General features: G+C 63.2%; 5 protein-coding genes. 1 reads left to right on the forward strand and 4 read right to left on the reverse strand.

Features of this window, described 5'->3' with window-relative positions; genetic code table 11:
* Positions 1 to 25 precede the first annotated feature (25 nt).
* The 3 genes from K8U03_18515 to K8U03_18525 all read right to left on the reverse strand — a co-directional run bounded on the left by K8U03_18515 (position 26) and on the right by K8U03_18525 (position 11,984).
* Positions 26 to 532, reverse strand: coding sequence for a cobalamin B12-binding domain-containing protein (locus K8U03_18515; GenBank protein ID MCE9606885.1), 507 nt, complete (start codon positions 530 to 532; stop codon positions 26 to 28).
* Entirely contained in the window at positions 532 to 7,128 is a 6,597-nt protein-coding gene (locus K8U03_18520; GenBank protein MCE9606886.1) for an SDR family NAD(P)-dependent oxidoreductase, read from the reverse strand. The genes K8U03_18515 and K8U03_18520 overlap by 1 nt, the downstream gene beginning before the upstream one ends.
* A gap of 83 nt (positions 7,129 to 7,211) precedes the next feature.
* Positions 7,212 to 11,984 carry an LLM class flavin-dependent oxidoreductase gene (locus K8U03_18525; GenBank protein MCE9606887.1) on the reverse strand — a complete coding sequence of 1,591 codons (4,773 nt, stop codon included), beginning with the start codon at positions 11,982 to 11,984 and terminating at the stop codon, positions 7,212 to 7,214.
* Between the two features lie 333 nt (positions 11,985 to 12,317).
* Here K8U03_18525 and K8U03_18530 point away from each other — a divergent pair, with 333 nt between their 5' ends.
* Positions 12,318 to 13,532, forward strand: coding sequence for a glycosyltransferase (locus tag K8U03_18530; protein ID MCE9606888.1), 1,215 nt, complete (start codon positions 12,318 to 12,320; stop codon positions 13,530 to 13,532).
* 40 nt (positions 13,533 to 13,572) lie between these two features.
* Here the strand turns inward: K8U03_18530 and K8U03_18535 are convergent, their stop codons facing one another.
* On the reverse strand, positions 13,573 to 15,699 hold the full coding sequence (locus K8U03_18535; GenBank protein MCE9606889.1) for a TolC family protein: 2,127 nt from the start codon (positions 15,697 to 15,699) through the stop codon (positions 13,573 to 13,575).
* Between the last annotated feature and the right edge of the window lie 259 nt (positions 15,700 to 15,958).

A 15,958-nucleotide genomic window follows, 5' to 3' on the forward strand; every position in this document is an offset into this window, starting at 1 on the left:
CGCTACGGACTGCCCGATTCTCAACTCAAACCTGCGCGACATCCGTGTTCGCGACCGTGATCTTCGCTCCGCCGAGCACACGCTCGAACGCCGCGACGATCTCGGCCGCAGACGCGCCGGGCGTGAACACGGCTTGCACTCCGAGCGACATTAAAAAATCGACATCTTTCGCAGGGATGACGCCCCCCCCGAACAGATAAATGTGGCTCGCATCCCGTTCTTTCAGGGCCTCGACCACCTGAGCGAACAAGAAATTATGCGCTCCAGATAAGAGGCTTAGGCCGATGGCGTCGACTTGGCGGAAAATTCCCGCAGCGACAATCTGTCGTGGAGTTCGACGGATGCCGGTGTAGGAAACTTCAAAGCCTGCATCGCGCAAGACTTGCGCCACGTACTTCGCTCCACGGTCGTGGCCGTCGAGGCCCGGCTTGGCGATGAGGATTCGTTTGGGTTGTGGAAAACCGAGAGGGGGCACCGGTGCGGTCGACGTCGGTTGCCAGAACTCCGGAATCGATTGGCGCGAATTTTCCATTAATGTCGCACCTCGACGGTGTCCGGCGAACTGGCCGGCTCGGCGACTCTCGGTGCATTAAGAAACGCCTCATCGCTCGAGGCGGCTGGCCTCGCGACGGGGCGGCGTCGGCCTGAGTAGGCCGCTTCCGCGCGGTCGATCGCTTTGCGAAGTTTCGTCGCCAACGTACGGACGTGCGGCTCGAGCACCATGCTGTCGTGATCGCCGGGCACTTCCTGCAACTCGACTTCGACCCCATGCTGCGACCAGCCGTTGTCGGGGAAGATGAAGCGGCGATCGTGGTTGATCATCCGGTTCGGACCGAAGACGTGCGTCGGCTTCTGTCGCGGACGAAGCAGCAACATTTTTCCGTGGTAGTCGGGCGTCCGATACAAGTCGCACGCTTTGAGGAACGCTTGCTGGATCGTGGCGGAGTGATACTGCGTCGTTTCGGTCGGCGCGCTTTTCGGGAACAAGCGGTTCATCAGCTTGCGATATTCCCAAGCGCAGCGATCGGAGATGAAGTTCCAGAAGTAGCGATGCTTTTCCTTAGCGATCCGTTGCAGATGCATTTGGATCTTTTCGCTGACCCACAATTCGCGACTCACCGGCAGCGGCGTGTCGAGCATGCACAACAGCGCTACCTCTTCGCCGGCGGCTTTGAGTTGCCGTGCCATTTCGTAAGCCGTGATGCCGCCGCCCGAGAAGCCCGCGAGCAGGTAAGGCCCTTGCGGCTGCACCGTGCGCAGTTCGCGCAGATAGTCGACTGCCATCTCCTCGAAGGTTTCGTGCGGCTCGTGCTCGCCGTAGAGCCCGCGAGCTTGCAGGCCGTAGCAAGGACGATCGTTCCCGACGAGATGAGCCAAATGCCGTAGATTCAGAATGTTTCCGAACATGCCCGCGACGATGAAGAGCGGCCGTTTCGAGTTGCCGGCCCCTTCGTGCATCGCCACGAGATGCGTGTAGCGCGTCGTCTGTCTCTCCGGCTTCGCTTGCGCCGGCGAGTTCGTTCCGGCGGCATCGCCGATCTCCGCGCGAATCAGGTTGGCGCAGGCTTCGATCGTCGGCGCGCCGAACAACACCGAAATCGGGAACTCGACATGGAACGACTTTTTGATCTGCGCGAACAGCCGAACCGCGATCAACGAATGCCCCCCGAGATCGAAGAAGCTATCGCGAACGCCGATCGACTCGACCCCCAGCAACTCGCTCCAGATACCGACCAGAGTTCGTTCGAGATCGTCGCGCGGCTCGATAAGCTCCCCTTCGATCTGCGGTCGGGCGAACTTCGCCGACCCGTCGGTCTTTGCCGTCTCGACGATTGCATCGGCCTGGCGAATGAGTGCCGGAAGATCGAGCGAAGAGACGATCGATACGGCACTCGTCGAGCGGCGGAGCACCGCGGCGAACGCTTCGGCCCCTTCTTCGCTACGAATGCCGTTGCGCAAGTTGCGACGGAACGCAAGTTCGGTTCGCGACGCCGGCTCGCGCTCGATGTCGTTCGTGCCGGTCGCTTCGAGCGCCGCGCCGACGAAGCCGGCCGAGGTCGGGATGGCGTCGGCAGTGAAAATCTCCGGGCTCGCCAAACGCTTGAGCGTGAACTCGGCGACTTCGAGCAAGACCCGGCCCGAGCGGTCGGTGACCGTGATGTCGAACGTGGCGAAAGGAGCGTCGACTTTGTTAACGCCGTGCCCGCGAACCCAACTGACGATCTCGGCTTCGAGCGGAGCGAAGTATTGAAGTTGTTTGTACGACACCGGCACCCAAAGATCGCGCGAGTTTTCGTAGCCGTCGATGAGGCTCATCGCGAACCCGGTGGCGAGGTCCAGCAGCGCCGGATGGAGTCGGTACTGTTCCAAGTCGCCGAGGAACTTCCGCGGCAGGGCGAGATGTGCTAAGGCTTCGTTGTCGCCGTAGGCGATCGCTTGAAGCACACGCCAGCGAGGACCGAAACGGAGATGGTCTTCTTGCTTGGTGCGGAGTTCGCCGTGGTTATTGGCTTCGCGCAGCCGCTCGCAACGCAGGTCGATCGCGGCGATGTCGATGTCGACATTCGCCGGTGCCTCGGCATCGCTCAAGATCAGCCGACCTTGAGCGTGCAGGTCCCAATTGCCGGTGCGGTCGACGGTAGGAAGCCGACTCTGCACGCGGAAGTCATACCCTTCGGCACTCCGCGCGAGCACGACGCCGACCTCGCGTGAGCCGTCGTCTTCCAGTGCCAGCGGCCGAAGGAAGAAGAGGTCTTCCAGCGTGAAGCCGCCTGTCTCGCCGACTTCCGCCAAGGCGCTGCGGGCCAGTTCCAAATAACCGGTGCCGGGCAACATCGCTTGTCCGCCGGCGGTTCGATGTTCGTCGTAGACCCAATGCGCGGCGACCGAATGACGTCCGATGAGCGCCACTTCGGCGTCGTGCAAGTTGCCGAGCCGATAGTCGAACAACGGATGCACGACCGGCTCCTCGCGATCGCTCGCCGGCGCGGTCGAGTCGGCGACGGGTTTGGCCGTCATGCCGACTTCGTTCCAGATTCCCCAATTCAAAGCGACGACGAACCGATCGGCGCGGCAACGGCTTTGCGCATAGGTGTTCAAGAAGGCGTTCGCTGCGACGTAATCGACTTGTCCTGCCGGGCAGATCGCCGTGCTCGTCGACGAGAACAACACGAAGAAGTCGAGTCGCTCGTCGGCAAGCAATTGATCGAGTACGAGCGTGCCGTGAACCTTCGGTGCGAAGACCTCTTCGGCATCGCTTTGCGTCTTGAACGGAATTAGGTCGTCGCGAATGGTGCCGGCCGCATGGACGACGCCGTGCAATCCGCCGAACCGTTTTTTCGCCGTCGCCACGACGCCGCGCATCGCTTCCAGATCGGTCACGTCGGCTTCGGCCAGCAACACTTCGGCCCCGAGCGATTCCAGCTCGCGCACCTTTTGAATCTTGCGGCTCACGGCCTCGTCGTCGGCATGGCTGCGGAGCCAAGTGTCCCATTCGCCGGCGGGGGGCAGCGTCGAACGTCCGACGAGAACGAGCTTCGCTTTCGCCGTGCGCGCGAGATGCTCCGCCACGACGAGACCGATCCCGCCGAGCCCTCCGGTAAGCAGGTAGACGCCGTTTTTGCGGACCCGATCGACGACGGCTTGGGCTTCCCCGAGCGGTGCGGCGCCGGCCGGCGATTGCTTCACGTAAGCGAGCTCGTAGCGGCGATCGTCGCGCAGCGCCGTGCGCCGATTCGCCGGCGGTTGCGCGAGTTCGTCGAACAATTGCGCTACGATGGTTTCCAGTTGCTCCGTCGCGCGGCGTTTGCCGCCGAAGCGGCGCGGCTGCGGCAGCGCTACGTCGATCGTGTCGCAAGTCGTGCCGGTGAGCTCGCGCGGAATCACGCCGACCGGGCCAAGCACCGTTCCCTTTTCCGGATACGGCAGGGCCTCGTCGCGAGTCTGCTGCATTCCGCTCGTCACGACCGAAATGTGCAGCGGGCCCGGCAGCGCTTCCGCGCCGATCGCCTGAGCCAAGAAGAGCAAGCTGTAGAACCCATGCTCTTGATTGCGATGAAAGAAACTCGAGCCGGGCCGGAACGATTCGTCTTTCGTCGTCAGCCACAGATGCACGATGCGGCTCGGCACCTTGCCGCCGGCGACGAGCGCTCGCACGAGGGCATCGTAACCGTCGCGACCATGTTCCGGGGCGAGGACGTAACTGTCGGCGCCGTGCCGCGCGAAGGCATCGCCGGGGCGAACCGTGACGACTTCATGGCCGCGCGAACGAAGTCGGGCGACGAGCCGATCGCCGAGGCCTGCTTCGTCGACGAAGACGAGCCAAGTGGTCGGCGCGAGCGTTTCGTCGGCTTCTTCGACTTCGCGCTGTTTCCAAGTCGGACGATAGAACCATTTGTTTGGATCGGCGATGCGCTCGGGCAGCGAAGCGCCGGCTTGCTCGGCAGTGCTCCCCTTACCCGGCTCGATCCAGTAGCGGCTCCGTTGAAACGGATAGCTCGGAAGTTCGATTCGATGCCGACGTTGGTTCGGCCACAGCAGTGCTTCGTCGATCGCCACGTCGACGGCCCACAGCCGGCCGAGCGCCGTGAGAAAGAACGCCGCATCGTTGACCGTTTCCTTCGCATGCTTGAGCGACGAAATGATCGTTTGCGACTGTTGCAGTTCGCGATGTTGCCGCGCGAGCGAACCGAGAGTCTTGCCCGGCCCGACTTCGAGCATCACTCGTCCCGGAGTCTTGAGCAACGTCGAGATGTTATCGGCGAAACGGATAGTGTGGCGCAAATGACCGACCCAATAGAGCGGATCGATCGCTTCCGCGTCGGTGAGCCACGTGCCGGTCCGGTTCGAGACGATCGGCAACGTCGGCTTGCGGAGCGGAATGCTCCGAAGATACGCGGCGAAATCGGCTAAGATCGGTTCGAGCAGTCGCGAATGGGCCGCGATCTTGATCGGGATCCGTTTGGCTTCGACGCCGTCGTCGCTGAGCCGCGCGGCGAACGCTTCGATCGCTCCGTTCGTGCCGGAGACGGTGCAAAGTTCCGGACCGTTGATCGTGGCGAGGTCGAGCGCATCGCCCAACATCGGCAGCAGCACTTCCGCCGCGAGCGGAACGCTGAGCATTCCGCCGGCTGTGACGCGCTCGAACAGTTTTCCGCGCAAGGTGACTAAGCCGAGCCCATCTTCGAACGAGAAGACCCCAGCCACGGCGCCGGCCGTGTTCTCGCCGAGGCTATGGCCGAGCAAGGCGGCGGGTTTGACGCCGCGCGAGATCCAAAGCTGCGCGAGGGCGTATTCGCAGAGATAGAGCGCAGGGAGCTGAATGGAAGGCCGCTCCCAGAGCCCCTTCGAGGCCGCGTCGCGTTCGTCTTGGGCGAACCAAAGTGCGCGGAGATCGATGTCGAGTTTGCCGTCGAGCCAAGCGAGGCCCCGATCGATCCATTGTCGATAAACCGGCTCGGAGTCGTACAGTTCGCAGCCCATCCGAGGATACTGCGCGCCGCCGCCGGGAAACATGAACACGACCGATGGTTTCGCATCGGCTGCTTTGTGCGTGAACACACGCGCGGCGGGGTTCGCGTCGAGCAACGTAGCCGCTTCTTCATGCGAGCTCGCGGCGACGACGCGCCGGACGTCGAACTTCTTGCGCCCTTGAAACAAAGTGTAAGCGACATCGGCGAGCTTCTGCTCGGGATGGGCTCGCAAGTGTTCGGCAAGGCGGCGAGCCGCATCGTCGAGGGCTGCGCGGTTGCGCGCCGAGAGCGTGAGCAATTGAGTCGGTTCGCCATTGGACGACTCCGGCCGCTGCGGCGCTTCTTCGAGGATCAGATGCGCGTTCGTGCCGCCGACGCCGAGCGAGTTGACCGCGGCGCGGCGCGGCGTCGGGCCGGCGGCCCAATCGCGCAACTTCGCGTTCACCTGAAACGGCGAGGACTCGAAATCGATCGCCGGGTTCGGGGCCTCGAAGTTCAGGCTGGCCGGAAGTTGCTTGTGTTCCAAACTCAGCACGACTTTCGACACGCCGACGACTCCGGCCGCCGTGTCGAGATGGCCGATGTTCGTCTTCACGGAACCGATCGCGCAGAAACCTTTGCGGTCGGTCGATTGTCGGTAGGCATGCGTCAATGCCGCGATTTCGATCGGGTCGCCGATCGGCGTGCCGGTGCCGTGGCATTCGACGTAGCCGATCGAATCGGCCGGCACGTCGGCCACGGCCATCGCTTCGGCCATCGCCGCGGATTGCCCTTCCACGCTCGGCGCGAAGTACCCGACTTTTCCAGCGCCGTCGTTGTTCACGGCCGAGCCTTTGACGATCGCCAACACGCGATCTCCGTCACGCAGAGCGTCTTCCAAACGACGCAACGCGATCACGCCCGCTCCGCTGCCGAAGATCGTCCCTTGCGAGCGATGATCGAAAGCGCGGCAATGCCCGTCGGGCGAGAGGATTTCATTCTTCTTGTAGAGATAACCCTGGCGATGCGGCAGCTCGATCGTCGAGCCGCCGGCGAGCGCCATATCGCATTCCCCCGCGAGCAGGCTTTGGCAGGCGGTATGAATCGCGACGAGCGATGTCGAGCAAGCGGTCTGCACGCTGACGCTCGGGCCTTTCAGATCGAAGCAATAGGAGACGCGCGTCGCCAGAAAATCCTTGTCGTTGCCCGTATGACGCAGCAGGAACATGCCGACCGAGTCGACGAGTTCCGGATTCGTGAGAATGTTTTGTTGGAAGTACGATCCCATTCCGCAACCGGCGAAGACACCGATTCGGCCGTCGAACTTGTCGGGCGTGCGCGCCCCGTTTTCGAGCGCTTCCCAAGCGCATTCCAGAAAGTGGCGATGTTGCGGGTCCATGATCGCCGCTTCTTTGGCGCTGAGCCCGAAGAATTCGGCATCGAACAACTCGACGCCGTCGAGAACGGCGCCGGCCTTCACGTAGTTCGGATCGTCGAGCAATTCCTGTGCGACACCGGCGGCGGTAAGCTCGGCATCCGTGAAACGCCGCACCGATTCGACGCCGTCGTGCAGGTTCTGCCAGAAGCGGGCCGACGAATCGGCACCCGGCACGTGCAGCCCGAGACCGATCACCGCGATATCGTTGGGACCGGGTTGAAAGTCTGCTGCTAAGGTCATTGCGTTCGTCCGATAAGGCACAAGGCGAAGCGAAGGAAAAGTCGACGGGCGAGGCGAACGTGCTGCGTGTGATTCAAGTGGGGTTAGCGACGGGTCGCGGTGCGGCGTCGGCGGTCGAGCGAATCGCGGCGCTGCTTCGCACGATCGGCCGTTTCCGCTGCTGCGTCGGCCGAACTGCTCGGGCCGGTGAGATGCGCCGTCAGGGTTCGGATCGTCGGAAAGCGGAACAGATCGGTGAGTGCGACGGGAACGGTGATCGCTTGGGCGAGCCGGCGATGCATCCGGACGACGAGCAGCGAGTGGCCGCCGATATCGAAAAAGTTGTCGTCGAGTCCGACCTGTTCGCGGCCGAGCAAGTCTTGCCACAGCGCGGCGATCTGCACTTCGAGTTCGCTTTCCGGAGCGACGAACGAAGCCGCGGCGACCGTTGCGGGCGCAACTTCGACGGCCGGTAGAGCCTTACGATCGATTTTGCCGTTCGGCGTGAGCGGCAGAGCCACTAAGGCGACGAAGTGCGACGGGGTCATGTAGTCGGGGAGTTGATCGCGGACATGCTTGCGCAGCTCGGCATCGTCGATCGTGGTGCCGACCGTGGCGGCATCGGCCACGTAGTACGCGACGAGTCGCACATCGCCCGCGGCGATCTCGCGCGGCACGACGACGCATTGCCGCACGCCGGCATGCGCCGTGAGACGGGCTTCGATCTCACCCAGCTCGATCCGATGGCCGCGGATTTTGACTTGATGATCGGTCCGGCCGAGGAACTCGACCACGCCGTCGGCTCGATAACGAACTAAGTCGCCGGTGCGATACATGCGCGCTGCGGAGCGCGCGGCAAACGGGTCGGGCACGAAGCGCTCGGCCGTGAGCTCGGCGCGGTTCAAGTAGCCGCGCGTCACGCTGTCGCCGCCGATGTAAAGCTCGCCCGCCACGCCGACCGGCACGGGTGCCCGTGCGGCGTCGAGAATGTAGAGCTGCGTGTTCGCAATCGGTCGGCCGATCGGGATCGGGCCGGGTGCCCCACCGACGACTTGCGTGGTCGACCAGACGGTGGTTTCCGTCGGGCCGTACATATTGATGACCGTGCCGCCGACGAGGCGCTCGAGGTCGGCGGCCAGATCGACCGGCAACGCCTCGCCGCCGATGAGGAAGTTTTTCAAGCCGCCCACCGCCGCACGGCCGGCGTCGTCGGAAAGGAGCATCCGCGCGAGCGACGGGGTGCATTGAAAGTGCGTGACGTGATGTCGCTCGAGCAAGGCCGCGAGCGAGTAATCGCCGGAGTCGGGAGCGAAGGCGATGTCGTGATGTTCGAATTCGGCCGTCGAGCTCGCTGCGGTATTCGAGCCCAAGCGTACGTCGTTCAACTGCGGCAGATGCGCGAGCACCGTTTCGGTCGGGATCCCGAAATCGATCAAGCAAGCGATCTCGCCGACGCCGATCGCTTTTAAGCGATCGACCATCGCCAGGCAGCGGGCCGAGTTGCCGAAGAGGCCGCTGGTTTCATAGTAGCGCTCGAAGGCGAACTCCAAGAGAGCGTCTTGTTCGTCGGGCGTCAGCGAGTCGAAGTCGGTACCTTGGTCGCCGGCCATTTCTTTGCGGCGCGTGAACGCCGGGAAGGCCCAGGCGTATTGCTTGAGTAAATTGAGCGAGGTGCCGAGATAGGCCTTCAACGGGCCGCGCACGAGATTGCGCACCTCAGACTCGTCTTCACCGACGAACGTATGCAACATCAACGACACGACGCCGGCTTCGGGATCGAAGCCGTGCGCGGCGCGCTCGGCCCGATAGGCCGCGATCTTCGGAGCGAGCTCTTCGATCGTTTGGCCGAGGAGGTGCGTGAGCACATTCGCGCCGACGGCTCCGGCCATGCGGTAGGTTTCGATGTTGCCGGCGGTCGTGACCCAAACCGGAATCTCTTTTTGAATCGGTCGCGGTAGCGTACGCACTGAGATCGGCGCACCGGTAGCGCCGGGAAACTCGACCGCTTCGCCGCGCCACAAGCGCTTCACGATTTCCAAGTCGCGGAACATCGCACTCTTGGCGTCGCGATAGTTTTGCGGCATCAGCACGAAATCGTTCGGCTGCCAGCCGGCGGCGACCGAAATCGCGGCCCGACCGTTCGACAGATTGTCGACGACTTGCCATTCTTCGGCGACCCGCAGCGGATGATGCAGCGGAAGCACGATGCTGCCGGCGCGAATCTGAACGTTTTTCGTAATCGCCGCGACGGCGGCTCCCGTGACCGCGGGATTCGGATAAAGCCCACCGAAGCTATGAAAGTGGCGTTCCGGAGTCCAGACGGCGCAGAAGTCGTGCGCGTCGCCCCACTTCGCTCCTTCGAGCAGCAAGCGATATTTATCTGCGGAGTGTTCTTCGCTGTCGGCGGAAAAATAGAACAGGCTGAAATCCATCTTCCGCGCGGAGTGTGCGTCGGAGGTCGTGGCGATGGCCGGCGCCAGGGTTCGTTCGCGGTCGCGATGCATGATCACCTGGAAGCCGCGTGTGAGGGTCCAGAGTAGTTCGAGGACGTGAATGTCGAACGAGAGGCTCGTCACGGCGAGCCAAGTGCCGGCCGGGTCGTGTTCGAGTCGGCCGTCCATGCCGACGAAGAAGTTGACGACGTTCCGATGCTCGATCATCACTCCCTTCGGCTTGCCGGTGGAGCCCGAGGTGTAGATGACGTAGGCGAGGTTCTCGGGCCGGGCGTTGTTCGCGGCGTCGCTCGGAGCGAGTTCGGCGATCGCGGACCAATCGGCATCGATATCGACGACGGCAGCCCGATGGCTCGGGAGCCGGTCGATCGTTTCACGCTCGGTGATGATGACCGGCGCGGCGGCATCGTCGATCATGAAGGCGAGGCGATCGTCGGGATAATTCGGATCGAGCGGGAGATAGGCGCCGCCGGCTTTGAGCACGGCAAGCACGGCGACGACGAGCTTCTCCGAGCGTTCGAGATGGATGCCGACGAGCCGATCGGGCCCGACGCCGAGTGTTTGCAGATGCGCGGCCAAGCGGCCGGCGCGCTCGTTCAACTTAGCGTAGGTGAGGCTCCGATTCTCGAAGACGACGGCGACGGCATCCGGAGTGCGCGCGGCTTGCTCGGCGAACAACGTTGCGACCGTGGCGTCGCGGCGATAGTCGACGGCCGTGGCGTTCCAGCCGTGCAAAATCATTTTCTTTTCGGAGGTCGAAAGAAGTTCGATTTCCGCGAGCTTCGCTTGCGGCAGGGCGGACAGGCCTGCCAGAAAATGCGAGAACTGAAGGCGCATCGTCGAGAAGGCGGCCGACGAGACCAAGGCCGAATCGTACATCCAGCGGATCATCCGTTGACGAATCGACACGACGGCGACGAGCGCTGCCCGACCGCTCGGGCGAAACGTCGCGATGTCGTCGCGGCAATCGATCACGATCGGCAGCGCCGTGCCGGCGGCGAGTTCCGGCCGGTCGTAGAGCGGCGGATTGCGGCCAAGCAGATCGTGGAGATAGGTCGGATGTTTACGGACGGCGGCGAAGTGGGGCGCGTTGGCGGCGAGCGTCGCGGCGAGCGTTTGCGAAGGGTCGATCTCGAAACGGAGCGGAACGTGCGTAGCTGTCCAGCCGGTGAGATCGCCCACGGCTTCGTGCAGCGCGGCATCGGCATAGCCGAGATCGAAGGCATTCTTTTCGCCGACGCGCGCCAGATAGCCCGCCAAGGCGCAAACGAGCGCATCGGCCGCGCCGTCGTCGAAGTAGCGATCGACGAAATCGGCCGGGATCACTTGTCGCACGTCGACGTAAAGCGGGATCTCGCTCGCTTGGATATCGCCGCCGACATACGGAATCGCAGCGGCATCGAGCGTCGGCAATCGCCGAACCCAATAGTCTTCGCCCCGAGCCAGTTGCGCGTTGAGCGTGGTCAAGCGCTCGGCTTCCGAATCCGAAAGCAGATCGAACGCTTGGCCCACCGTGAGCCCATGTCGTGCGACGACGTCGGCGATCGACTGCTCGCGGCCGCAGGTCGTGGCGAAACGACGCACGGCCAGCGTGCCGTCGCCGGTAGCGATGTGGAGTTCTTGGTCGTTGATTTCGAGGATGGTGCCCGGCTCGGCAAGTTCATCCTCCGCTGCCGCAATTGCGAGGGCCTCGCCGACTACCAGCACTTGATCATTTATGCGCACTTTCGGCGAGCAGACGGGGTTGCGATGGCGTCCGTGGTCGAGAGCCCGCACGAGCGTGGCTAGCTCCGCGGCAGGCTGGCGCCAGTCGAGCGCTCCGGCCGCCGAGGGACGATGGAACTTTCCGAAATAGCGCCGCCCTTCCGCTTCTTGCCGACGCGCGTTGATGCCGCCGAGCGTAAGCAGGCCGATGAGTTCGGCGAACGATTCGATACCGGCCTGGAAGCATTTCGTGTTGAGCGAGAACGCGGTATCGTCGGGCGTGATGTCGACGGGTTTTTGCGCGAGTATGTCGCCGGCATCGATCCCCGCGACCATCCAGTGCCAAGAGACTCCATAGCTTTGCGCTCCTTCGAGCAGCGCCCAAACCGGAGTGTTCAGGCCTGCGAAACGGGGGAGCGGGCCGTCGTGAAAGTTGATCGCGCCACGTTCGGCAAGCGAAAGCACGGCATCGGGCACGATCGCGAGATGCGTAATGCTGAAGAGATAATCGAATGGCTGTTCACGCAGCGCCGCGGCATAGTCGCCGGCGGCATCGACCACGCGCAGCCCACGGCCCGAGGCCCAGAGCGCGAGCTTCGGGGCCGAAGTAATCACGCCGAGAAGCTCGTGCCCTTGGGCGAGCAAGATCTCGCCGCATTCGGCCAGCAGCGTCTCGGATCCGAGGAGAAAACAGCGGTAGCGTGCGGATGGTAACGTCATCTGGGAGGCCTTATCGATGTGTGGGATTCTCCGTCGGCGCGAAGCGAACCCGGGTGCGCAGCGACGACGGCCGGCGAAATCGAGAGACGGAGAATCGAACCCGAAGCGCGGAACTCCGCCGCGCGCTCGTGTTGATCCTCAGAACCGATATCGCCTAACAGATATCTACTATGTTTTTCCGCCTGATCGGTAAAAAACAGCTATGTTTCCCCAAGAGTACGACACTTGAATTGCGCGCTGTCGGAGGCCCGTGGAACACCACACGACGACGATAGCGATGGCAACGGTTGTAGCGCCCAGACCCCTTCTTTCGATCTTGCCGGAACGTCCGCTATGTCACATCGCAAACGCTTGGTCGTGCTGCCGTCGTTGCAAGCCGTCGTCGAAAGCGACGGGCGGGTGATCGTGACGCAGAAGTTCGTCGACGGGATGAACGAGTACGCCAAGCAATGGCACGGGCCGGTCACGGCCGTGATCGAACCGACGACCGAACTTTCCGATAATCTCGACAATGTCGCCGTAGTTCCGGCGGTGCTCGACTTCGGGCTCGAAGTCATGTCGTTTCGCGATAAGCGGCTGGCGTCGATCGTCGCCGAATCGGCAGTCGTGCTCGGCGGAACCGACTATCGACAGAATCACTTAGCGGCGCTCTGCCGCAACAGCGCCACGCCGTTCGTCGTGACGACGGAATACACGTTGAAGACGCGCCGGCAGATCATCGCGGCCGAGGGCTCGAATGCCTTGGTTCGCTGGCGGCGCAATTGGTGGGAGCGAAGCCAAGAAGCGGCGAACCGGCGGAGCGTGCGCAGCGCGACCGGCGTGCAATGCAACGGCCTGCCGACTTATTTGGAGTACCGCGAGCTCAACGAAGACGCGATGCTCTATTTCGACACGCGCACCACTTACGAGATGCTGCCCGATCAAGAACGCTTGGAACGCCGACTCGCGCATCTCATGAGCGGCGAGCCGCTCAGGTTGGTCTTCTCCGGTCGGCTGATCGGCATGAAGGGGGCCGACCATTTGCCGCGCTTCGCTGCGGAGCTGCGTCGGTTGGGGGTTCCTTTCACGCTCGATATTTGCGGTGCGGGGAACTTGGAAGACGATCTCCGCGCGCAGGTCAACAAGCTCGATCTCTACGCCCAGGTTCGCTTCCGCGGTTGTCTTGATTTCAAGACGCGACTCATGCCCCTGTTGCAAGACGAGATCGATCTCTTCATCTGCCCGCATCGGCAAGGAGACCCTTCCTGCACCTACTTGGAAACGCTGGCGTGCGGAGTGCCGATCGTCGGTTATGCCAATGAAGCCTGGAGCGGGTTGCTGAATCTCTCGGGCTGCGGCCGGCAAGTCGATCTCGACGACTATAAGCTGCTCGCTTCTTCGACGGCCCGACTGCATGCCGATCGCGACACCTTAGCCAAGCTCGCGCTCAAGGCGTGGGACTTCGCGCAAGATCATACTTTCGAAGCGACGTTTGCTCGCCGCATCGAGCATCTGCGCGACTGCGCAGACGTGGCGAGCGAAACCTGTCTTGCCGGGGCGACTTGCTGAGCGGAGTCAGGTCGAGAAGCAGAAGTCGCTGCGTCGAGCACTAGCGCGCGACGACGATATCTTCTGACGCGATCGCACCCCGGGCATAGTTCCAATCGGTGAGCGAGCGCTGGTAGTTCACGCGCGCAATCGATTCATCGAGCACGGCCGAGGCGTAGCGCACTTCGGCGTCGAGCTCGTCGCGTAGCTGTGCCCGATTTTCCAGATAGAGTTCGCGGCGGGCTTCGAGTTGGATGGCCGCCGCTTCACGCCGACGACGATGCATCGAGAGCAGCCGTTCGGCGGCCGCGACGTTGCGGCAGGCAGCATCGAGCTGATGCAGAACTTCATGCTCGAGCTGTCGGAGGCGGGCCGATTCAAGGCTCAACGTCGCCGCGGCGCGCTGCGCGAGCGAGTTGTCGGCGCGCCGGCCAATCGGTTGTTTGTAAACCGCGCCGACGGTCCAGTCGTTGTAGCCGCCGGTGCCGACGTAGCTCCAGGCTCCGTCCCAATGGTTGTCGAGGCCCGTGATGGAGTAGATCGCGCGGACGGAGATATCGGGGAGTAGGCCGTTGCGACGTCGGCAGACTTCGATCTCGGCCGCTTCGACGATCGCTCGTTGCGCTCCGAACTCCGGGCGCGACATCGCTTGCGAGGCGGCTTGTTCCCAACCGACGACGAGTGGTGCGTCGGAGGCGGGAGTCGCCGGGATGATCGGCCGCGGATCGTCCGGAGGTATGCCCATGATGCGGCGCAATGTGCGCTGGGCATTGATCAAGCGATTCTCCGCTTCGGCTTGTGCGATCTGGAACGACTCGGCTTGTTCTTCGGCTTGTGCAACGTCGGGCACGGAACCTTCGCCGAGCCGCAATCGGCCGCGCTCGCGCTCGACCGTTTCCAGCGCTTGCGCCGCCGCCATGCGACGGACTTCGTGGTCTTGATAAGCGGCGTAAGCGTCCCAGTAGGCGAATTCGGCATCGCGCAACACTTGATTGACGGTCGCTTCGAACGTGTGCCGCGATTGCGATTGATTGGCTTGCGCGATGCGAAGCGGAGCTTCGTTCCAATTCGGGCCCCGCCCTCGAAACAGCGGTTGCTCCAAGATTAAGTTGATCGACGACTGCCAGGCCGGATTGACGAGCACGAAGCTGCCGGCCGGCGAGTAGTTCACCTGATTCTGACCGATGCCGACTTGGACGCGCCCGCCGGTCGAGTAGAGCTTCTCCACGTAGACTTGGTTCAAGCTCGAACCGGGGAGCAAGAAGCCCGTCTTGAGGACGTTCGAGGTGGTGTTGCCGAGAGATTGCACCTGCGTAGCGACTTGGCGATTGTAGCGGCCGCCGAGCGGGTTGATCGTGAGGACGGGATCGAAAATCGCGGCTTCGAGCCCTGCGGTCGCCGTGGCGATTTGCGGGAGGTGCCCGAGCACGGCGATATCTTTGTTGTTGCGCAGCGCCATCGTGCGCACATCGGCGAGCGAGATCGTCCCTTGCTCGGTGAAATGGCCGCTGCCGAACGAAGCGACGAACCGGCTCCACGGACTCGGCGGCAGTTGCGGTTGCGTGAGCTGGGCCGTCGGCGGGTGGGTGGCTTGCGGCACGGCAGTATCGAGCCGGCCGAAATCGACGTTGGCGGGGAGCGGAACCGGAGCCGAGATCACGGCGCTCGGCGGGAGCGCTTCCGAGGTTGTGAACGACGGGGCGAACGACGGAGCATGAGGAACTGGAAGGCCGATCGTAGGGCCGCTGATCGTAGGGCCGACGTTCTCTTCGACGTTCACCGGGAGCGCGAGTGCCGGAGCGCTATCGCCGGCAGGAAGCAGCGTGGCTTGCTGGATGGTCGTTGAGTGAGGCGGCGCAGGAAGAGTCGGCACAGTAAGAGTCGGTGCTGGAGCAGCGGGCGCATCAAGTTGTGTGAACCGCAGCGGCTGCGTGCCGACGATCGTTCCCGTGAGCTTCGCCGGAGCCGGCTCGAGTTCCGCTTTCGTCGACTTATTCGAGCCGGTCGGCGGCGATTTTTGCGCGACGATCGCGCTCAGCGTTGCCGGCGAAACCGCGTCGAGCAATTTCCCGTCATCTCCTGCGAGCGGCCAGATCGAGTTGGAGGCGGTGCGCAGTAATATCGTCGCGCAGAAGAGGGACGTGCCGACGAACGTGCCGAGCGTCGCGTAAGCGACGAGTCGTGACACGGGTTGTCGAGGTCGTGGCGACATGAAAACGAAACTGCGCGCAGTGCGAGACTGATCGAACGATACGAACGGTTGATTTATCGACCGTGCCGGTTCGGAAAATTAGGCAGCTTGTATCGATTGTGCCGGTTGTCCGGCTCCTATTGACGATTGCCGGCGGGTGCGGTTGTGCGGAATCGGACGGTTCTTCCGCGCGGAGCACCGCATTTAGTGCCGCGGCGGCAAACTTGGAAAACCACGCAACGTCACGCCCTGCGCA

The organism is Planctomycetia bacterium, from assembly GCA_021413845.1.
Taxonomy (GTDB): domain Bacteria; phylum Planctomycetota; class Planctomycetia; order Pirellulales; family PNKZ01; genus PNKZ01.

What these genes read in the sequence shown, in the direction of transcription:
- K8U03_18525 (MCE9606887.1), bottom strand. Translation starts at nt 11,984, where the DNA reads ATGACGTTACCATCCGCACGCTACCGCTGTTTTCTCCTCGGATCCGAG.
- K8U03_18515 (MCE9606885.1), bottom strand. Translation starts at nt 532, where the DNA reads ATGGAAAATTCGCGCCAATCGATTCCGGAGTTCTGGCAACCGACGTCG.
- K8U03_18530 (MCE9606888.1), top strand. Translation starts at nt 12,318, where the DNA reads ATGTCACATCGCAAACGCTTGGTCGTGCTGCCGTCGTTGCAAGCCGTC.
- K8U03_18520 (MCE9606886.1), bottom strand. Translation starts at nt 7,128, where the DNA reads ATGACCTTAGCAGCAGACTTTCAACCCGGTCCCAACGATATCGCGGTG.